Consider the following 19,020-nt stretch of genomic DNA (forward strand, 5'->3'; position numbering starts at 1 on the left):
CCTGCCGCCTGAGGACGTCGAGAGGGCATGGCAGCAGATGCGCATCGTTGCCTCGCAAGTCCTGCCGTCCACGCTGCCCCGGACTGTCCATCCTGCCTATCGTGGGGAACGCGCGTTGGCCCTGCTACGCGAGGCGGCGTCGGCTCCGCTCCCCGGCACCGCGCAGCTCGGCCTGTGGCACACCGCGTGCATGGCCATGCCTATCAGGGGCCTGATGGCCTACGCGTGCCGGAAGACGCCATGCCCGGAACCTACGGCCGTCGGGCGCTGAGGCTATCTCTCCGTCTGACTGGGGTTCCGCTGGTGGGGCCGATCGCGGCGGCCATCGCGGCTGCTTCGAAGCCGTTGTGGTACCGAACAAGATCGTTGAGTTGCCGCTGGTGGACGTGAACTTCGCCTAAGTGGCCGGGGCAGCCTTATCGCTCATGGTGCGGGTGCCCGGGTTCTCCCCGCCGCTGCCGACCGGTACGCTCCCGCCCGTGAATGATCTTCGTGTGGGAGCGTCCGTAGTTGCGGGCGGACTGGTCTTGGGCACACTCACCGTCATGGGTGGCTGGTGGGCCCTCAACGGCGGGATCTACGGCTGCACCGCCGCAGACGCGGCACTGCAGGACCCAATGTCCGCCCAGGTCGGGACCCTCGGCACCCCGCAAGGAGCACAGGCCGACGACGGGTCATACTCCGGCTGCGACGACGACGACCGCTTCGCGTACTTCGGCCGGGGGTACACCGAGCCCGCCCGCCGAGCGGACGTCGTCGCCTACTACAGGGCGGCCGCCGCCCGCAACGGCTGGCTGCCGGCACCGCCCGAGCCGGACGAGCCCGCCCAGCGCCACGACCCAACCGGCGAACGGATCGGCCTCTGCTTCACTACTGAGGTTTTCAGGGTGGCGTCGGTGGGTTGATAGCCAGGCCTGTGGCGGTGAGGCAGCCATCGATCAGGTGGGGCCGGAGCTGGATTCTGCGTAACTCGCGGCGGAATGTGCGGTCGAGGTCGTCGGGTGTGGCGAAAGCGGTGTTGGCCATTGCTCTGCGCACGAGTGACCAGACGGCCTCGACGGGGTTCAAGTCGGGCGCATAGGGCGGGAGGCGGACGGTGGTAAGCCAGTCGTGCTCGGCCTCGTACCGTTTCAGCCCGGCGGCGAGGTGGGTGTTGAGATTGTCCCAGACCACCACAATCGGGCCGTCGAGCTGGATGCGTGCCCGCACCAGCAGGTCGCGGTAGTCCTTCCAGGAGAAGCTCTTGCGTGCGCCCTTGAGCAGGAGATGGGTGCGGGGGCGGTGGATGAGACGGCTCTTCTCACCGGGTTTGTAGCAGCACAACGCGGCGACCGAGGTCCGGCGGCGGGACCTGCCACGGACGCGGATGACGGGAGTCTGCCCGCGCCGGCCCCAGGTGCGGGCACGGGGCGGAGTCATCGAGAAGCCGGCTTCGTCCTCGAAGACGACCCAGGCACCGGACGCCGCCGCGAGCCTTTTACCCGGGGCCACACCTCCTTCTTCCACAGCTCCACCGCGTGCTCGTCACGCTCGAGGGCTCTGCGGGCGGGCGCCTGCCAGGACCAGCCGTGCCGTTTCAGCAGCCGCCATACCGTCGCCACCGACAGGCTCACCCGAAGACGCCGACGGATCAGCGTCTGGACCCGGACCAGAGTCCAGCGTTCGTCTTCGAAGCCGTGCGCCGACGGGCCCTTGCCGAGTTCCTCCTCGAGCACAGCGAACTGGGCATCAGTGACGGTCGGGGAGTTCGCCGGACCCGCCGAGCGCAAGGCCTCCATGCCGCCCTCGCGCCATGCACGACGCCACCGCTCCACCGACCGGACACTCACCCGCAGCTCTTTCGCGATGACCGCGGTCTTCTCACCCGCCGCGAACCTTTCGCCGGCCTGAAGCCGGATCCCCTCACGAAACGCCCGACGCTCAGCGGTCAGGCCCCCACCCTCTGGATACCTCACCTCACCGGCATACCGCAGGGATCATGAACCGTCACTACCCGATGACAACCCGAAAACCTCAGTAGCTGGTCACGCCTTGTCGTCTCCGTCGGTCGGCCCGTGCCCGGCAACCGCAACGAACTCCCGACCCGCCTGATCCCCCGTGGCTCTAGCGAACTCCCCCGGCCGGCTGACCGGACTCGGCAAGCTGCATCGCGTCGGCCGCCGTAACCTGAAAAAGGGATGGCCGCGGGGGCGGCTACCGGGTCTGGACTTGTCGGCACCGCAAGCGGCGTCAAGCGTCTTCCGCGGCCGCAGCCGCGGCCGCAGCCGCAGCCGCACACAGGGGTGGCGGCGAGGCCGGCAGGAAACCCACACACATGGACGGAGTCAACCATGCCTGTGCTCAAGTGGCGTCGTGCCGCTACGGCGGTCTCGTCCGCTGTCCTCCTCGCGACCGGCATCATGGCGGTGCCCGCCTCCGGCGCGGAGGCCGCCCCGGCGCGGGACTGCTACTCCCGCAACGGCTTCCCACCCAAGGGCGGCAACAACATCGGGGACACTCCTCCCCGGTACAAGTTCAGCAACAGTCCCTACATCGGCGCGCGCTACGACTCGTGCGAGAACGCCATCACCGTCTACTTCGGGGGAACCTCCAGAACCGATACCACCCACTACACCATGCGCTGGTCGGGGGATGCCGGAGGCTGGCACGATCAAAGAATGCACAACGGCGCGCACAGGATGTGGACCATCGAAGCTCCCGGAAACGACTACAACTTCCTGGTCCAGGCGTGCAACGGCAATGCCTGCACCCGCTGGTCGCCCCAGATCTACGTGAACGCCCGTTGACGGCATGACGACGAACGCCCGAGAGGCTGAGGCAGCCCCTCCGGCATTCGGCACTGCTCCGACACGGCGCATGCGACCCGGATCGAGCCGCGGTGAACACGAGCGCGCGGTGGCCGTCCAGCTTCTGCTCGTACGCCACCCCCGCCCGCAGCGCGACCGGGCCCGGCACCGACTCCGCAGCCTGCGCCAGCATCGGCTCCACCGGCGGTTGCAACACCATCTCCGAGGCCTCCCTCGAGGTCACCCCTCTTCCATGGTCGGCCCGACCAGAGGAGCCCGGCCGGTGGGCTGTCGGCAGGCGACTCGCCCAGACAATCGAACATATGGTGGAATCTAAGGGTCCGCCGGACACAGGAGCACGCCGCGCGTCCCGGCCGGGCACCGGGCACTGGCCACTTGCTCAGGCCCGCACTGTAGGACGACCAGCCGGGCACAGCACGTGCCCCGCGAGCGAAAACTGACCTCTGACACCACCCTGTTCTTCAGTCTGCGCTGCACACTGGGCCGACCGATTGGCCCCGCAGGTACGCCGTCCGTTCTTCCGGGGTGATGTCGCGGTTGACGGAGTGGCAGATCTTCTTGATGGCTGTGGCGGGCGTGGGGAGCGCGACTTTCCACAGCCGCGCCGTCTTGTCGTAGCTGCCGGAGGCGACGGTGCGGCCGCCGGGGCTGAACGCCAACGACGCCACGCCGTCGGAGTGCCCGAGAAGTGTGGTGCGGGTCTTGGCGGACTCGACGTCCCACAGCCGCACGGTGCCGTCTGTGCTTCCGCTGGCGATGGTGCGGCCGTCGGGGCTGAACGCCACCGCGTTGACGTCGCTGGTGTGGCCGATCAGCGTGCGGCGCGTCTTGCCCGTAGCCGCGTCCCACAGCCGCACGGTGCGGTCGTAACTGCCGGTGGCGACGGTCCGTCCGTCCGGACTGAAGGCCACTGATGTCACCCGGTCGGTGTGGCCGGTGAGGGTGGTACGGGTTTCGCCGGTGGCCACGTCCCACACGCGCGCCGTATGGTCGCCACTTCCGGTGGCGAGGGTGCGTCCGTCGGGGCTGAACGCCAGAGAGCCCACGAACTCGGTGTGCTCGCCCATGACGGTCTGGACTTTTCCGGTCTTCACGTTCCACAGCGCTGTCGCTCCGTCGTCTGCGCCGGTCGCCAGGGTCTTTCCGTCAGGGCTGAACGCCACCGCGTCCACCTTGTCCGCGGGGACAGCGATGGTGCTGCGGACCTTGCCGCTGGCCACGTCCCACAGCTGTACCTCGCTGTCCAAGCGACTGGTGGCGAGGGTGCCTCCATCGGGAGTGAAGGCCGCCGAAAGTACCCCGCCGCGGTGGTTGAGGCTGCTGTGTGGCTTGCCGGACGCCACGTCCCACAGCTTGACCGCCCCCAGGGCTTCGCCGGTGGCCAGGAGGCTGCTGTGGGGACGGAACGCCACTGCCAGCACCGCGCTGGTGTTCCCCGCCAGGACGGTGCGGTCTGCCACATCCCACAATCGCACGCTGTGGTCGAGGCTGCCGGAAGCGACGGTGCGGCCGTCGGGGCTGAACGCCACCGATTCCACCTCGTTGGTGTGCCCGAGGAGGGTGGCGCGGACCGCTCCAGTGGCCACGTCCCAGATCTTCACGCCGTGGCCGGCAGTTCCGATGACGAGCATGGTTCCGTCAGGGCTGTACGCCATGGAGTGGATGGGGTCGCCATCCCCGGACAGTGTGGTGCGGGCTTTCCAGGTGTCCACGTCCCACAGCCCTACCGACCCGTCGCCGTTTTCGGTGACGAGGGTGCGGCCGTCGGGACTGAACAGCACCGAGCCCACGAGGCCTTGCCCCTCGGGCAGCGTCCTGAGGGCCGCTCCGCTGTCGACGTCCGAGAGGCGCACGGTCGTGCCGCCGCCGCTGGCAAGGGTGCGGCCGTCGGGGCTGAACGACACCGCGTGCACGATGTCGGTGTGCTCACGCAGGGTGGTGCGGGGCTTTCGGGTGGCCACGTCCCACAGCCGCACGGTCGCGTCGTTGCTGCCGGTGGCGAGCGTCTTTCCGTCGGGGCTGAAGGCCACGGAATTCACCTGGCTGATATGCCCGGTCAACGTGGCGAGGGGCTTGCCGGTGGCCACGTTCCACAGCCGCACCGGCCCTTCGTTGCTGCCGGTGGCGAGGATGCTGCCGTCGGGGCTGAACGCCAGTGAGGCCACGGCCAGGGAAACGTGGTCGAGTGTGATGCCGGCCTTCCCGGTAGCCGTGTCCCACAGCTGTGCGGTGCCGTCTGCGCTTCCGCTCGCGAGGGTGTGTCCGTCCGGGCTGAACGCCACCGCGTGTACGCCGCTGTCATGGCCCAACAGACGCCGGTGCAGCGGCAGAGCCGCGGCGTTGTTCAGGCTTTCCTGCGCTTCGGGCGTGTGGCTCGTGCGGTACGCCTGGACGGCCAGGAGCGAGGCCAGTTCGGGGTTCCAGGTGATGAGGGGGTTGGACTCGGCCGCGAGCTGACGGGACTGGGCTGCCTCACGTGCGGTGACCGAGGACCGCCACTGCCAGAGCGCGCCGATCGCCGCGATGAGAGCGAGAGCGAGCAAGCCGGCCAGGATCGCGTTGAGGCGTCGGCTGCGGCGGATGGCAGCCTGCTGGCGCTGCTTGCTGGCGGTGAGGAAGTGGTCGATGTTGGCGGGCAGACGGCGCTCATGGGACAATTCGAGCCCCGCTGCCAGAGCCGTGCCCGCGAGCAGGTCTTCCTCGTGCCTTCCGTCGGCCCAGCGGGCCTGCTGCTCTCGGGCTCGTACGAACCATTCCTGGAAGCGGCGGTCCTGGCCCATCAACTCGCGCAGCCTGCCCCAGTCTCGGATGAGCGCGTCGTGGATGAGCTCCGCCACCGGACGTGCCGATGGCCCTTCGGGTGTGCGGGTGGTGATGATGCGGTGCCGGGTCAGCTCGGCGAGGACCGTGTCGAACACATCGCTGCCGTCGGGTGAACCGTCGGGGCCGGCTGCGAGGTCGCGCAGATCCTCCAGGGGGACCTGCGCACGGATCGCGGGGATGTTGTGGCGCAGGTCGGCAGGGCGTACCAGTGAGGTCAGGATACGCTCAGCGACGGGCAGGCTGTTCGGGGGCAGTTGGTTGAGTGCGGTGTCGCACCAGGTGGTCAGGCTGCCGGTCACTCCCCCGATGCGCCGGTAGGCGTCGTGGGTGAGGAAGCCGTCGTGGCGCTGTCGCCACAGCTCGCTGAGTGTCAGTTCCAGCAGGGGCAGCACCGTGACTGTGGCCCTGCGGCTTGCCGCCCCCTCCGGGGCGGTGGCCAGGACATCGGTGACGACCTGCTCCGGGAGCCCGCTTTCGAAGCGGGCTCCGACCTTCTGGGCGGGCAGCGTGATGATGTCGTGCAGGTCGTTCTGGCTCAGCGTGCCCGGGATGTTGAGGAGGCCCGGCATTGCGGCCTCCAGCAGGTCGGGGGCGAGGGCGGCGAGCTGGGGGTAGAAGTCGTCGCGCATGACGAGGATCACGCTCAGGGCTGCGTGCGAGGTGATCGCGGCCGTGAGCCGGTCCGCGGCGGCAAGGTTGCCTTCCAGCGGGGTGAGGAGCTCCTCGAACTGGTCGATGACGAGTACGACCCGCTGGTATTCGGGCTGTGCCCTGAGCACGCGGGTCACGGCCTCGGCGATCCCGTCGGTGGCGGCCCCGGGCAGCCCTGCGCGCTCGATCTCGGCACACAGGTCCTGACCTGGTCGAACGCGTACGGGCAGCCACCGGTCGCTGCCCGCCACTTCACCCGCGGCCAGCGCAGGAAGGACCCCGGCCTGGATCAGGGAGGACTTGCCCGAGCCGGACGGGCCGAGCAGCAGGACCGCACGCCGCTGCTCGTCCAGATGCGCGAGAACCTGGCTTACGGCGTCCTGCCGGCCTTCGAACCACTGGGCGTGTTCCGCGGTGAACGGCTCCAGCCCCCGGTAAGGGCATACATCCTGAACGGTCAGGGCAGGCCAGATCGCTCGGAGCACCTGGACGGGGGTGACGTAGGCGATGCCCTGGCCCTTCCCGTATTTATCGGGGCTGGTGATCTCGGTGAGCATGCCGATGACCAGACCGGTCACCTCGTCGACGACCGGGCCGCCGCTGAAGCCGGTGGTCAGGTCGTTGGCGCCCGTCAGCTGGAGGTGTTCGGCCCGATGCTCGGTCGCAGGCAGAAGGTCACCAGCCGTCGCGTACCCGAAATGCCCGCCCTCCGGAGCCTGTCCGGGAAAGCCGAACGAGCGCACCTCGTGACCCCTGGAACCTTCCGCGGAACCCAGCGCCGGTACATGCGTCCCGGGCACGGCGACACCCAGGCGCACCATGGCGACGTCTTCGGCCTCGGGTTCCCGCCACGGCTCTTCCAGGACGATCCCCTCGACGACGCCTGCCCCGTCAGCGTTCGGGAAGACCAGCCATACGCTGGCCCCGGGCCCGCTGCCGGCAGCGCGGACGACGTGTGCACAGGTGACGAGCACGTCCTCAGCGACCAGGAAACCGGCCCCGCACGCCTCATCGTTCTGTCCAAGGACCTGGGCCACGGCCCGGAGCATGTCCACAGGTTCAGCCGTCCCTCTTTCGGCAGTTCATGGTGCCCTTCACGTGGCGTCGGCACTGCCTTCGCGATCCTCGCCGGGCGCCTCGAGCCCTTCGCCTCGTTGGAGGACCACGGCGTTCACGGGGAAGCCGATCAGGCCGCTGGTTCGTAGACGACGGTGGTGGTCGGGCAGTCCTCCGCAAGGCCAAGGAGCGCCTGCCGCTCCGCCTCGTCGACGGCCAGGCCCCAACGGAGTTTCGTGCCCACCCAGGACGCGGTGTAGGTGCAGTGGTAGGAGCCGTCCGTGGGCATCCATTCCGCGGGGTCCTTATCCGCCTTGCTGCGGTTGGAGGCGGCCGAGACCGCGATCAGGGTGTCCGGGGACGCCTGATCGTTGGCGTACGCCTCACGCCGGGCAGCGTCCCACGCGTAACCGCCGGAATCGTGGACTTCGGCCAGCGGGACAAAGTGGTCGACGTCAAGACGGGCTGCGTCGGTCACGACCACGTCGTCGTACGGGCTGCGCCAGCTGCCGCCGGTCAGTTTGCAGCCCGTCGCTACCTGCGGCGCCTCAACGGCCTCAGACAGGATGACTTCTTTACGGGTGTCACAGCCGTCGCCGGCGTTGAGGCCCTTGTTCCAGTGTTTGTACAGGGTGCGCACGTAGCCCTCGCGCTGCTCTTCGTCCACCGTGAGCTGGTCGATCGCCTCGAACAGCGGCAACGGCACCCGAACACTCCCGGTGCCCGGCGCCGCGGGTGCTGCGGCGGCACCCTGGACCGGGGCGGCGTGCGCGACGGGCGCAGAGGCAAGGACGGGCAGGACGGCGAGGGCGAGGGCGGGCAGACTGCCACGCAGCAGATTTTTGATCACGGACCAGGGTTGTAGCTGGCCCCGGCGTCACCGGGACAGGGGCTCGCCAAGAACTCACCCGGGCGGGTGGGCGAGTTCACTGCCGAAACGACACTGCGCCGCCCGGCTACGACGGGCCGTGCCGCTCACCCGGCAGCGGTGGCGGGGCCTTCACCGAAGAGGGCCACGGCCGCGGCGGTGGCATCGGTGAGCAGCTGTGTGAGACGCAGCGGGTGGCGGTGGATGCCGCCCGGTCGATGGCGGTGTCCGCGCTGATCTCGGCAACAAGGTCAGGCGGACCAGGTTAGCCTCGAGTGGTTTCGTGCTGCCCCAAGCGGAGGAGAACCGCATCCCCGTCCACGGTTCCCGGGGCCGGCGGCCGTGAGGCGCCCGGCGAGCTGCGAGGTTGCGTCCGCGGGCACAGGTACGGTGCGGCCCACGAGACGGAAGCGGCCGCGGGTGTCGTAGCGGCCCAGGAGCAGGAGCTGCGGGCGCGTCTGGGTGCCGGTGACTACGCCGGTGATCGCTTCGGTGGTGTCGCGTCGGCACTGGTGAAGTAGCGGTATTGCTTACCTGCGCAATTCCTCGTGGCGGTGGTCACGCACGGCTTGGTGCCCCTCTCGCGGCGATGGCCCCGGCGCATCGCAGAGGCCGAGACATCGGGTTGGGGGATGCTTGCCCGCACGTTCACAAGTGACCACCCGACGGCCCTTGGCATCCTTACCCGCTATGGGCGACGCGTACTCGAGTGTCACAAGCCTGCGAGAGCGAACAGTTGGTGCATGTGTGCGGGCGGCAGGTTGGGGTTTGCGGCTGCAGTGGCCGCGACAGGTTCGGACGGATCGGCCAGCAGCCGTGTCAGGTCCTCGGCCGGGAGCCGGGGATAGGTCGCGATGGTGCGGCGCATGGTGTGGTCGGGATCGGCTGCAAGGCGACGCGCGGATTCCACGGGCAAGTCGGGGTCGCGCGGGGCCAGCTGCCTCATTCTCGGGTCGGGGTCTGTGGCAAGGCGTCGAAGTACGTCTGCAGGAAGGGGGAATTCGTCGGCCGGACGCCATCGGACCCTCTTGGCCGGGCGGTAGGTTCGGTCGATGCGCTCGGCGGTGTCGGGATCGGTCTGGTCTCGGGCGTGCAGGGCCATCGTCGTGCGGACGCTGCTTTCCCCGTCGTCGAGCAGTTGGGCGACAAGCGGTGCCGGGAGGTGGTCGGACATCGCTGCCGAGGCGCGGAAGCAAATGTATGGCGAGTCCACGTATGGCAGGGGGTCCGCTGCCACCCACGGCAGGCGCAGTGCCCGAAGCTCCGCGCGGGCTATCTCGCCCATGAGTTCCCGCTCGAGTGTGTCGTCGTCCAGGTCTTGGTGGTTCGCGAGCCAGTCCAGCGGGGGCACGTCGGACAGGATCTGTGACGTACACTGCGCTGTCCACCACCGCCGGAGACGAGAGCCTCGGCATGTTCGGGCTCGACGATCAGGCCGCCGTGACCGCGCCCGAGATCCGGGCGCGCGTCGGCTCCCGCTCACTTCTCGTCGAAGGTGATTTCCTCGGCCTGGCGGGTCATCTTCACAGTCTGGCCGTTGGTGATCTCGACAATGTTGTGCATGCCGGTGAACTGCTTCGGATTTCCCTGGATGTAGAACTTGTCCGAGTTTCCGGCGAGGAAAGCAGGGAAGCAGGCCAGGGAGGGATCCGCCGGGTTGAGGTCCAGGTAGTCCTTCAGCCGACGGAACAGCTTCGGGAGGATCACGGCCCCGGTTTCGGCCGTGAGCGAGTCCATCCCGGTGACCTTCGCCCCCTCGGTGGTCGCGTCCTTGGCCCATACGCCCTTCCTCGCGTTCCTAGCCTCCCTGGCGGCGACGGTCAGGGAGGCGCGCAGGTGGTCGGGGAAGGCGGCGTAGTAGGTCGGGTAGGCCAGGCCGAGGTCGATCATGTGGTAGTTCGCGGTCTTCTTCAACAGGTCCTCGTCGACTTCGGTTTCGTAGCCGTTGAAGACCGGGGGGAATGTCTTGCTGACCAGGGCCACGCACCGGCCGAAGATGTCCGCGCCGCGGGTGAGGATGAAGCCGGGCACGGCGTCCGGGGTGGTGCTCTTGACGAATTCGCCATCGCGGACAACGTTGGTGAAGCCGAGCGAGGCCAGTAGCTCGTCACGTGCCTGATGCGCCAGGTTCAGCGGCTGGTGCTGCACGCCTGAGGGGGAATCCTTGTCCCCGTAGTGGGTCTCCAGCGCGTCGATGGCTTCCAGCCGGATCGGGGCGCGGCCGTCGCCCTTCGGCAAGACCCTGTTAACCCCGGGCACGAGCTTCCAGTCAGCCACGTTGTCCGGGAGGAAGAGGATGGTGTCACCATCCGGTGCGGAGAACGCCGCCCGGAAGGTTCCTTTGATCAGCAGCATGGACGTGGCGGACATGGCACTCCCACAGACATCGGACAGGGTCGGCGCACACCTCCCCACTATACGTCACCTTTGGTTACATATAGTGCATATCCGGCGAATCTACAGGCATGCCCGGGCAGGGTGCGACCGGGCGAGGGTCTGCACACAATGCACCCCGTGAAGGACACGGACCAGTAATTCGTAACCGGCGCGTCCGTCGATTGCCGCCCTCGGAGACATGTTCCTACTCCTGATCTTCCTCGACTTCATCTTCGAGGACCGTGACATCAAGAGCTGACCTGGGACGCGAGCTCCATCACCGGAGCAGCCTTCATCCGCGAGGTCAACCAGGCCGACGGCCAGGAGCTCGCGCTGCGACCTGAGTGAGGACACCTCGACGGAGACCGCGATGGTCTTAGGCGAGCTGTACCGCAACGGCGCGGAGTGGAAGTTCCGCGCCATCGGCCAGGGCTACGCCTCGGACCTGCGCGGCATCGCGCAGGACTTCGGCGCACGAAGATCCATCTCGCCTCCGATGCCCGCTGTCGGCCTCTGGCCTTCTATCTCGCGGCCGGACAAGCCGGCGACGCGCCCGCTTCCTGCACGTGATGGCCCGCCTGCGAGTTCCACGTCGACGAGGGCGACCCCGCACCAGGCCAGACCTGGTCCTCGCTGACAAGACATCCCACGCGGATAAGCGTCAAGCCGCCGCTGCTCTGATTGCTGCTGAGGCCTGTGGGAAGGCGGCTGCTTCGTCGTGGGTGTGGCCGTTCTGGAGGCAGTGGAACAGCATGCCCATGAAGCGGTTGAAGAGGTTCCGCTGTGCTGCGATGTGGCGGTCACCGGCAGCCCTTCGGCGATCGTAGTGGGCTCTGGCTCCTGGTGACCTGGTGAGAGAGTTGAAGGCCCAGACGTAGCCGACGGCGGCCAGTCTCTGGTTCTTGACCTTCCGGCTCATGACCTTGCAGCTCTTGCCGCTGGCCCTGGTGATCGGGGCGCTTCCCGCGTAGGCCTTGAGGGATCCGGCAGTGGCGAAGCGGGTCCGGTCGTCGCCGATCTCCGCCAGTACCCGGGCGCCGGTCAGTGCGGCGAGACCCGGAAAGCTGCGGATGACCGGCGCGTCCGGATGCTCTTCGAAGGTCTGCGTGACGGCCTCTTCGAGCTGGTCGGCGTTGTCGCGGGCGGGTGTTCAGCTCCCTGAGCAGAGCGGAAGTCTGATGTCCCAGAGCCGCTTCGACCGGCGGGAGCTGGTGGAGGTAGTCGCGTTTGAAGACCTCGTGGAGCCTTTCGGCTTCGGCCTGGATGCCGCGGACGCGGCCGGCCTGCTTGAGCAGCGACTGCAGGCGTTGCCGTGTGAGCTTCGCAGCCGATGTCGGGGTCGGCGCCGCGGCCAGGATGCTGCGGGCTTCCCTCGAGCACAGTCCTTGCTCGTGCTGGGCGAACGCGGCGAGGATCGCCGGATAGAACTCTCTGAGCTGGGAACGAACCTCGTGATCAGCGAACTGGCATGGGAGTTCACCGCCGCACTGACGGCCGCCTGCGGATGACCCCCGGCGCGCCGCCGGTCCGGGCTCATGGACTGGCGGTCGCCGTACGGGCCGAGGCGGACGGGGTGGAACGGCGCAGGTCCGGCGTCGTGATGCCCACGAAAGCCACGGCACCGAGGCAGAGCAGGCCGCCGCTGACGAGGGCCACCGCTCCTGACGAGACATCCGCCACGAGGCCCCCTCGCATGTTGCCGATGTCGGGCCCTGCTTGCCCCACGATCTGTTCGGCCGCGCTGACGCGGCCGAGCAGATCGCTCGGCGTGTTCATCTGGACGACGGTGCTCCGCGAGACCACTGAGACGGTGTCCGCCGCGCCGGCCACGACGAGGAAGGCCAGTCCGACCCATCGGTTGGATGCCGTGCCGAACAACGTCAGCGCCGCGCCCCAGGTGGCGGAACCGCCGAGCATCACCAGGCCGGGGCGGGGGAACCGGGTGAAGGTTCCGGAGAACAGTGACGCCGCTACGCCCCCGACGGCGACCGCGGTGAGGAACAGCCCGAGGGTGCGCGGGTTGCCGCCGAACCGTTCGGCGTTGATCAGGGGAAACAGACTGATGGGCATCGACAGCACGGTGGCGGCCAGGTCGGTGAGCAGGGCCCCGCGAATGACGGGGGTGCGTCCCAGGAAAACGAGGCCGTCCAGCACCCCCCGCAGGCCGGGGCGCGCCGGCTCGTCTCCGGGAGTCATCTTCGGCAGGCCGAAGGCACCGTAGAACGCGGCGGCGAACGTCACGGCGTCGATCAGGTAGCAGGCTCCGACTCCCAGCTCGCCCACCATCAGCCCGCCGAGCACGGGACCGAGCAGCATGGCGCCCTGGAAGGCGATTCGGCTCAACGCCAGTCCCGCGGCCAGCTGTTCCTTGGCGAGAAGGTGCGGGATGAAGGTGCGCGAGGTCGGGCCGCTGCCCGCGACGAAGCACGACTGAAGCGCGACGAGCCCCAGGACGGCGGCGGCGGGAGCGTGCCCGAAGAAGGCCTGGAGCGCGAGGAGCAGCGAGCACGCGGCTTGTCCGCTGGTCATGAGCAGGTAGAACTTCCGCCGGTCCACCCTGTCGACGAGCGATCCGGCGAACAGGCCGAGCACGACGAGCGGAACCGCTTGGGCCAGTCCGACGGCGCCCGTCCAGGCGGGGCTCTTCGTCATCTGCCAGACCTGGAACATGACGGCGATGAGTGTCATCTGGCTGCCGAAACCCGACAGGGTCTGGCCGATCCACAGCCTCCGGAAGGGTGGCGACGACCGTAACGGAGCCACGTCGATGAGTGCGCCCTTCAGCCCCATGCGGGATCCTCCGCCAGCTTCTCGGCGATCCGGTCGCGGAAGCTCTTCCGCTCCAGAGCGGCTTCGACATCGGTGACGACCCGGGAGAGCGGGTAGGGAATGTCCCCTTCCAGCTCGGCGATGGCAGCCTCGGTGGCTCGCCATTCCGCCGCCAGGCGACCGACGATGCCGCGGGCTTTGCCGGTGAGCGTCACCTTCCTGGTGCGCGCGTCGTCGCCCACGACGGTCTGGACCCAGCCGGCCTTCCGCATCGCGGCGACCTTCTGGCTGAGTGCGGAATGCGTGAGCTGAACGGACTCCGCCAGTTCCGCGATGGTCAGGGGTCCGCGGGCGTGAAGCCGGAGCAGCTCCATGACGAAGCTGGGCTTGAGCCCTTCGATCTGCTGGCTGGAATAGACCTCTGCGATGTCGGCGTCCATGGACGCCTGCAGCAGACGCAGGGGCCGCCAGAGGCTCTGCTGCGTCGGGTCGAGCGCGTGGGTGTCGGCCATGCCGTCCATCGTAACAGCATTTATATAAGCACTGTCACTCCCTACGGCCGCCGACCGCCGGCGGGATGTCGACAATCTTTCGCACCACATACGGAATCGAACCTTCAGCGGGATCGCAGCAACGGTCCACGGTCGCATTCCGTTCCCTCCGGCCACCCTCCTGCACAAAACCTTTTCATCATCACCATTCACCAGAACAGCAATCCCCACACGGCTGGCCGCCACTTTCCGCCACAGGCCCGGCTCTCTCCTGGGCTGCCACCTCTCACCGGAGGACAGCCCTCACCGCGAACGGCCTGCCGACGGGGGCGCACCCCGCTCCCACGACACACATTACGAAGGCCGGCCTGGCGCCGCTGCGGGCGAGCCGCGCAGGTGAGCACAATGCCAGTCTGTAAACCCGGCCCGCACCTCTCCATGCGCACAGGTGGTTTCGCACTTGACCCACGTGCACCGAGGGCATGTACAAGGCGCCCGGCCACAGCGGTGATTCCTCTCCCCCACGGCACCGCTGTGGCCGCCACCCCCCATGCGGGCCCCAGGCGCCGTCCTGTCGGGGCGGCGCCCCGGCCCTGCACCCGCCAGGGTGTCAGGGCCGGGGACCGCAGCATTCCGGTGGGCGCGTTGTCTGCGATCTCTCGCTTTCACGTCAGTACGCGACCTGGGCGTCTCTCACTCAACGACAGTGGATAGACCCCGATCTCTCACATCCATGACAGCGACCACACACCCCGAAACAGCCCCCGACCGGCATCAACACACCGGAGCCCACCGTCTCTCACACCGCTGTCACCAAACCGAGAGACCGCAGCCGGGGCCGTGCTGGGTGGACTGCTCCTCGGCGTGTTCCCGGACGTGGTGCTCATCCCCGCGCTGGCCGTGATCCTGCTCGTCTCCGCGTTCAAGCTCGCCCGCCACGACTGAGCAGCCAGAACGGAGCCGCCGAGGGTACCACTTGAGTAGCGGCCCCACCGCGTCGGCCGTACTTCTCACCCGGCCGCCGAGGGCTCAGAACTGTTCATTCGAGAGTGGTCAAGATCCGGCCGACGTCTCCCACCACCGCCTTTTGCGTTCAGTTCGCAACTCGTTCAGGCGGAGCGCCGTTGCCATTGAATCGGGATGGTGGATGCCCAATTCCTCGTTCTGGTGCTTGAGGACTAGCTTGAGCATGCTGATGGCCTGTGGCTGTTTGTCTGCATTCCAGTAGGCGAAGCTGAGCTGTACTCGGCATGACAGAGTCTCGGGGGCTGTGGGGCCGAGGAGGCGTTCCCGGACTGCGAGCGTGTCTTCCAACAGGCGGAGGAGGTCTGCAGAGTCCCCCGCCTGGTCCTTCTTCAGGCCGGTGTCAGCCAGTGCCTCGGCATCGTATGCGTAGTCCTCCTGGAACACGGCGAAGGCATCCTTGGTGCGGCCCGCGCTCAGGTAGGCCATAGCCAGCTCACGTCGAGCCAGAAGGGTCTTGCGGTCCGTCCGCCCGAGCAGGCGCTCACTCGTGTCTGCTACCCGCTGCCAGTACGGAACCGCGGCGCTGGCCAGGCCCCGAGCCCTCAAGCTGTGGCCTACCCAGCGGAGCAGGTGGTGGCCTTCAACCTCCCACAGCATGTCCCCTGCGAAGTCGTTCAGGCTGTCGACGTTCGTATGCAGCACAGCCCTCTCCACACCTTTGTTCCATAGCTCTGTGAGTGCTTCGGCTGCAGTCCTTACGATCTCTCGCTGTTCGCCACTCGGCGTGTGTTCACGAACGGCTCGTGCAGTCAGAGCGTGCAGCTTCACAGCGCGGAATCCGGCCTGAGCATCGTCGGTGAGGAGGCTGTACCTGTGCAGGAGCCTCAGCGTCGCCTTGGCTTGGGTGGCGTCGACAGGAATGAGGGCGTCTGACCCCGGTATGGGTGTTCGGTGGGCAGTGAGGTAGTTGATGACCGCCTGTCCTCCCCAGAGGTCGCGTGGATGCCCGGCCGGGTCGAGGACGGCGGCGAGGCGCAGCGCTGGGATGGCGAGGCCCACGGGTTCGCAGGCTTGGGCAACGTTCAGGGAGAGGAGGAGGGCGGCGGCTACGTGGCGTCCGTAGCCTTCGGTGTCCGCGTGGCGCGGAAGCAGATCGTCCAGTTTCGCGGCACTGCTGTTGAAGCGAAGGAGGTAGTCCGCGCAGGGCACGTCCTCATTGATCATGTAAGCGGCGGCGTGAGACAGCGCCAGGGGCAGATTGCCCAGTGCCTCGGCCAGCGCTTGTGTCTGCGCGTCCAGCAGATGCTCCGCACGGGCGGCTCGGAGCCGGGCGCGTAGGTAGGTGTGAGCTTCTTGTGGGCTGTAGGTGTCGACGTCTACAACCGCCCGGCCACCGCCGGACAAGGCGGCATCCTGGCGGCGGGTGGTTGCCACCACCCGGCCACAGCCCCACGCCGATGATGGCGGCCACCACGGCTGCATCGCATCCGGGTCGGTGATGTCGTCGAGGATGACGAGCCACGATCGTTTGGTGGTTGCCAGCCACTGGAGAAATGCCCTGGCGTGCTGCTCGCCGGTCCGACCCGCCAGAGCGTTGGGGACATCAACGATGTGAGCGGCTACCGCGTAGCGGGCGATCACCTGGTCCGTTTCGCTGGCGTCGACCCAGACCACCAGGTCGACGCCTTCGACCAGCGCCTGGTGGGCGTACGCGGAGGCGAGTTGGGTTTTGCCGACACCGCCGCCGCCGGACAGAACTTGGGTCAGCACCACCGCGGTGTGCCCGGTGACAGCTTGGTCGATCGCGTTGCGAACTTCAGGCCGCTGCTGGAAGGCAGATGCCAGTGCGGGCACCGATCCCAGGCGCAGCGGCCACTGGACTGGCCCTTGTGGACCGGCGTGGGTGATCGTCAGGTGATCCACATGGCCGCTGACGGCCACTGCGCCCACTGCCGACGCGATGGCGTCACCACTGTCGCTGACCGAGGAGGCCGCGAGATCGTCCCGCGAAGAGGATGAACGCTGCTTGCTTCGACGCCACCTCATGTCGCGTCCGGCCTTGGCGCTACCTGCATGACCACGCTAATCGGTGTAGTCGATGCCGGTGCCGGCGTTGCTACCCGTGCCACGCGAGATGGCGTCACCGGTGTCCTGAACCCGAGCGGTGCCAGGGCTGCCGGCACCACGGCGTCGTACGCCCGTATGGGCTTGCCCGCCGCCGCTCGCTTCCGCTCGGCCGGTCTGCGTCGCGGTGTCTCCTGCTTCGCCTGCCATGTCGGCCCGAGGCTGAGCCCACGCCCACACCAGCGCCGCGACTCCGGTGGCGGCCTGAATCGACGCGCCCACGACTCCTGCGGTGTCGGGTCCGTCAAGCAACCAGATGACAGGAGTCGAGACGATTCCCACCATCGCGGCGCCCATCACCGCGATCCGCTGCTTCCTCGACACAGACGTCCCCCTCTCTCGTCCGAACCCCCTCGTCGCAGCCACGAGCGCCGAGAGCCGCCTTCCTGCAACGCGGTTCCATACTCCGGGAAGACTCCCCGCCTGTCGGGTGAACCCCACAAATTGTCCGGGGCTGGTGCGCTGCCTCGACCACGCCGCAGACGCAATCGGCACCAGAGATCCGCTCCATAGGACGGAAGCGGCCACGCCCAGGAGGAGCGGGCGCGGCCATGATCTACCCGAGCCAGACGATGTCCAGGACGGACAGGTGTCGCAGCGCACGGTTGGCGAAGTAGATGACGGACGGGCGGCCGGCGGACGCGATCCGGACGTCTTCGCCTTCGGGGTCGTCGGGGTCCCACTGGCGGAAGCCCCACGGGTCGGCCGCGGCGGCGTCGAGCAGGTCCCAGACCGTCTCTTCGGCGTGCTCGGGGAGTTCGGCGAGGACCTTCGCGGCCGGGGTCGAGAGGCGGACCGCGTACGGGGGCAGGCTCACCGGCGCCGCCGGCCACGGAGCTCGGCCATGTCCATGAACCCGGTCTCGTCGTGGCCGGAAGCTGTGAACGCGTCGACCGCGGGGGCGGAGACGAGACGGGCCTGCCAGACGTGGACGACCTCGTAGAGGGTGTTCAAGGAAAACGTCCGGCGCGACTCCTCCAACGCGGCCGCCCACTCGCGCTCGAAGGCCGGCACCCACCGCTCGGCGCGACGGTCGGCCCGGAGCTGGGCGAGGAGTTCGGCCGGCGCCCCGGGTGCGGGCGCGTACGGGGCGGCGGGTGTCTGGTGGTCGGGCTGGGCGCTCATCGGCTCCTCCTGGCGGTGGGTGCTACCGGCCACGGTAGAACGCCGTGGCCTAAGCCGTGGCGGTTCGGACGGATGCCGCAGCCCGCACCCGGCTGCTGCCGCACCGCGGGCGCGACACAGCAAGGGTCCCTTGCCGTACAGCGCGCCCCTTGGGGGATGGGCTCCAGCCGCAGGGCTCGCGCGACTTGCGCGAGCCCTGGGCGGCGCTCTCGCCTCAGCCTGCCCGTCTGCACCCGGCTTACGGGGCCGGGGTTCGGGTACCCGACAGGGCCGGACCAGCCACTGGCCCAGTATTGCGCCAGGGCGCGCTCGGGTCGGCCATGGTGTCGAGGATCAGTTCGCACCACGTTACGGCCGCGTTGACCGTCAGGCGGGCATGGCGGACGCCGAGGCCGGAGGGCGCGCTCGCCTGTCCGTGCCCACTGCCGAAGCCCTGGTTCCGCAGCTCGGCCACGCCGACCGCGATGTTGACCGCCCCTGAGAGGATCTTCTTGATGGCCTTGCTGCCGTCCGGACCGTCCGGAGCTGAGGCTGCATCCAGCCTCAGCTCCTTGTGCACCATGGCGACCAGAATGGGCACGTCCCGGTTCTTCTCCACCACAACCCCCAGCTCCCGAAGCGCCGTCTTGGCGGTCGCCTCGATGAGCTGCTTGGCCGCCCCGATGGCCCCCTGCGGATCCGTCGTGAGGTCACGCCTGATGCGCTCCAGTTCAACGACGATGCCGGACGGGTCGCTGAGACCACTCAGATCCCGGACCAGCACGGGAGGGTTGACCCAGGAGATCTGTCCCTCGTCGCTGAGGTGGTACCCGTCCCGGTCAAGGCGGACCTTGATGTCCTCCAGCCACCTCGGGGTTCCCTCTTCACCCGGATCCCGGTACGTACGGATGTAGTCCTCGAAAACCAGGAGGGCACGCCGGACGTGGCCCTCGTCCGCCCAGTCCACGCCTTCCGCGTAGCGCAT

The 19,020-nt window shown here is 68.4% G+C and carries 16 protein-coding genes and 3 pseudogenes; 6 read left to right on the forward strand and 13 right to left on the reverse strand.

Features of this window, described 5'->3' with window-relative positions; all coding sequences use genetic code 11:
- Positions 1-545 precede the first annotated feature (545 nt).
- Complete coding sequence (locus tag OG299_RS00075) at positions 546-905, forward strand: hypothetical protein (RefSeq protein WP_327359905.1); 360 nt, start codon at positions 546-548, stop codon at positions 903-905.
- Here OG299_RS00075 and OG299_RS42525 read toward each other — a convergent pair.
- A protein-coding gene (locus tag OG299_RS42525) for an IS630 family transposase (RefSeq protein ID WP_442817462.1) occupies positions 883-1,955 on the reverse strand; the annotation gives its coding sequence in 2 pieces (ribosomal slippage) (positions 883-1,445 and positions 1,445-1,955; 1,074 coding nt in all). The genes OG299_RS00075 and OG299_RS42525 overlap by 23 nt on opposite strands.
- 375 nt (positions 1,956-2,330) lie before the next feature.
- Here OG299_RS42525 and OG299_RS00090 point away from each other — a divergent pair.
- Positions 2,331-2,786 (forward strand): hypothetical protein, encoded by a 456-nt coding sequence (locus tag OG299_RS00090; protein WP_327359906.1) that lies wholly within the window; start codon positions 2,331-2,333, stop codon positions 2,784-2,786.
- 482 nt (positions 2,787-3,268) lie between these two features.
- Here the strand turns inward: OG299_RS00090 and OG299_RS00095 are convergent, their stop codons facing one another.
- The 4 genes from OG299_RS00095 to OG299_RS00110 form a co-directional block, all read right to left on the reverse strand.
- On the reverse strand, positions 3,269-7,330 hold the full coding sequence (locus OG299_RS00095; protein ID WP_327359907.1) for an nSTAND1 domain-containing NTPase: 4,062 nt from the start codon (positions 7,328-7,330) through the stop codon (positions 3,269-3,271).
- 137 nt (positions 7,331-7,467) lie between these two features.
- Positions 7,468-8,187, reverse strand: a complete 720-nt coding sequence (locus OG299_RS00100) for an HNH endonuclease family protein (RefSeq protein WP_327359908.1) — start codon at positions 8,185-8,187, stop codon at positions 7,468-7,470.
- A 730-nt stretch (positions 8,188-8,917) separates the two neighbouring features.
- The gene (locus tag OG299_RS00105; RefSeq protein WP_327359909.1) at positions 8,918-9,556 is read right to left on the reverse strand and encodes a hypothetical protein; all 639 of its coding nucleotides are present in this window, start codon (positions 9,554-9,556) and stop codon (positions 8,918-8,920) included.
- 128 nt (positions 9,557-9,684) lie between these two features.
- Positions 9,685-10,575: a thermonuclease family protein gene (locus tag OG299_RS00110; RefSeq protein ID WP_327359910.1), complete on the reverse strand. Its 891-nt coding sequence runs from the start codon at positions 10,573-10,575 to the stop codon at positions 9,685-9,687.
- 175 nt (positions 10,576-10,750) lie between these two features.
- On the opposite strand from OG299_RS00110, the pseudogene OG299_RS42530 reads away from it, so the two are divergent.
- The 3 pseudogenes from OG299_RS42530 to OG299_RS00125 form a co-directional block, all read left to right on the forward strand.
- A pseudogene (locus OG299_RS42530) lies at positions 10,751-10,834 on the forward strand (DUF475 domain-containing protein); the annotation flags it as partial.
- 35 nt (positions 10,835-10,869) lie between these two features.
- Positions 10,870-11,053 (forward strand): annotated as a pseudogene (locus tag OG299_RS00120) (TerD family protein); the annotation flags it as partial.
- Positions 11,026-11,222, forward strand: a pseudogene (locus OG299_RS00125) (IS5/IS1182 family transposase); the annotation flags it as partial. The pseudogenes OG299_RS00120 and OG299_RS00125, both read left to right, overlap by 28 nt.
- Before the next feature lie 20 nt (positions 11,223-11,242).
- On the opposite strand, the gene OG299_RS42535 reads toward OG299_RS00125, so the two are convergent.
- Positions 11,243-11,653 (reverse strand): transposase, encoded by a 411-nt coding sequence (locus tag OG299_RS42535; RefSeq protein ID WP_442817569.1) that lies wholly within the window; start codon positions 11,651-11,653, stop codon positions 11,243-11,245.
- Between the two features lie 106 nt (positions 11,654-11,759).
- Between OG299_RS42535 and OG299_RS00135 the strand changes: the two genes are divergently transcribed.
- Positions 11,760-12,089: a hypothetical protein gene (locus OG299_RS00135; RefSeq protein ID WP_327359911.1), complete on the forward strand. Its 330-nt coding sequence runs from the start codon at positions 11,760-11,762 to the stop codon at positions 12,087-12,089.
- Between the two features lie 25 nt (positions 12,090-12,114).
- Here the strand turns inward: OG299_RS00135 and OG299_RS00140 are convergent, their stop codons facing one another.
- The 7 genes from OG299_RS00140 to OG299_RS00170 form a co-directional block, all read right to left on the reverse strand.
- Positions 12,115-13,371: an MFS transporter gene (locus OG299_RS00140; protein ID WP_327359912.1), complete on the reverse strand. Its 1,257-nt coding sequence runs from the start codon at positions 13,369-13,371 to the stop codon at positions 12,115-12,117.
- Positions 13,362-13,862: a MarR family winged helix-turn-helix transcriptional regulator gene (locus OG299_RS00145; RefSeq protein WP_327359913.1), complete on the reverse strand. Its 501-nt coding sequence runs from the start codon at positions 13,860-13,862 to the stop codon at positions 13,362-13,364. The genes OG299_RS00140 and OG299_RS00145 overlap by 10 nt, the downstream gene beginning before the upstream one ends.
- A 1,032-nt stretch (positions 13,863-14,894) precedes the next feature.
- Positions 14,895-16,757: an NB-ARC domain-containing protein gene (locus OG299_RS00150; protein ID WP_327359914.1), complete on the reverse strand. Its 1,863-nt coding sequence runs from the start codon at positions 16,755-16,757 to the stop codon at positions 14,895-14,897.
- A 132-nt stretch (positions 16,758-16,889) separates the two neighbouring features.
- Positions 16,890-17,255: a hypothetical protein gene (locus tag OG299_RS00155; RefSeq protein ID WP_327359915.1), complete on the reverse strand. Its 366-nt coding sequence runs from the start codon at positions 17,253-17,255 to the stop codon at positions 16,890-16,892.
- A gap of 232 nt (positions 17,256-17,487) precedes the next feature.
- Positions 17,488-17,748 carry a hypothetical protein gene (locus tag OG299_RS00160; RefSeq protein ID WP_327359916.1) on the reverse strand — a complete coding sequence of 87 codons (261 nt, stop codon included), beginning with the start codon at positions 17,746-17,748 and terminating at the stop codon, positions 17,488-17,490.
- Positions 17,745-18,056 (reverse strand): DUF6247 family protein, encoded by a 312-nt coding sequence (locus OG299_RS00165; RefSeq protein WP_327359917.1) that lies wholly within the window; start codon positions 18,054-18,056, stop codon positions 17,745-17,747. The genes OG299_RS00160 and OG299_RS00165 overlap by 4 nt, the downstream gene beginning before the upstream one ends.
- Positions 18,057-18,294: 238 nt before the next feature.
- The gene (locus tag OG299_RS00170; RefSeq protein ID WP_327359918.1) at positions 18,295-19,020 is read right to left on the reverse strand and encodes an abortive infection family protein; all 726 of its coding nucleotides are present in this window, start codon (positions 19,018-19,020) and stop codon (positions 18,295-18,297) included.

Origin of the sequence: Streptomyces sp. NBC_01296, assembly GCF_035984415.1 — a bacterium.
Taxonomy (GTDB): Bacteria; Actinomycetota; Actinomycetes; order Streptomycetales; family Streptomycetaceae; genus Streptomyces.

What these genes read in the sequence shown, in the direction of transcription:
- OG299_RS00075 (WP_327359905.1), top strand. Translation starts at nt 546, where the DNA reads ATGGGTGGCTGGTGGGCCCTCAACGGCGGGATCTACGGCTGCACCGCC.
- OG299_RS00090 (WP_327359906.1), top strand. Translation starts at nt 2,331, where the DNA reads ATGCCTGTGCTCAAGTGGCGTCGTGCCGCTACGGCGGTCTCGTCCGCT.
- OG299_RS00095 (WP_327359907.1), bottom strand. Translation starts at nt 7,330, where the DNA reads ATGCTCCGGGCCGTGGCCCAGGTCCTTGGACAGAACGATGAGGCGTGC.
- OG299_RS00110 (WP_327359910.1), bottom strand. Translation starts at nt 10,575, where the DNA reads ATGTCCGCCACGTCCATGCTGCTGATCAAAGGAACCTTCCGGGCGGCG.
- OG299_RS00135 (WP_327359911.1), top strand. Translation starts at nt 11,760, where the DNA reads ATGTCCCAGAGCCGCTTCGACCGGCGGGAGCTGGTGGAGGTAGTCGCG.
- OG299_RS00140 (WP_327359912.1), bottom strand. Translation starts at nt 13,371, where the DNA reads ATGGGGCTGAAGGGCGCACTCATCGACGTGGCTCCGTTACGGTCGTCG.
- OG299_RS00145 (WP_327359913.1), bottom strand. Translation starts at nt 13,862, where the DNA reads ATGGCCGACACCCACGCGCTCGACCCGACGCAGCAGAGCCTCTGGCGG.
- OG299_RS00165 (WP_327359917.1), bottom strand. Translation starts at nt 18,056, where the DNA reads ATGAGCGCCCAGCCCGACCACCAGACACCCGCCGCCCCGTACGCGCCC.
- OG299_RS00170 (WP_327359918.1), bottom strand. Translation starts at nt 19,020, where the DNA reads ATGCGCTACGCGGAAGGCGTGGACTGGGCGGACGAGGGCCACGTCCGG.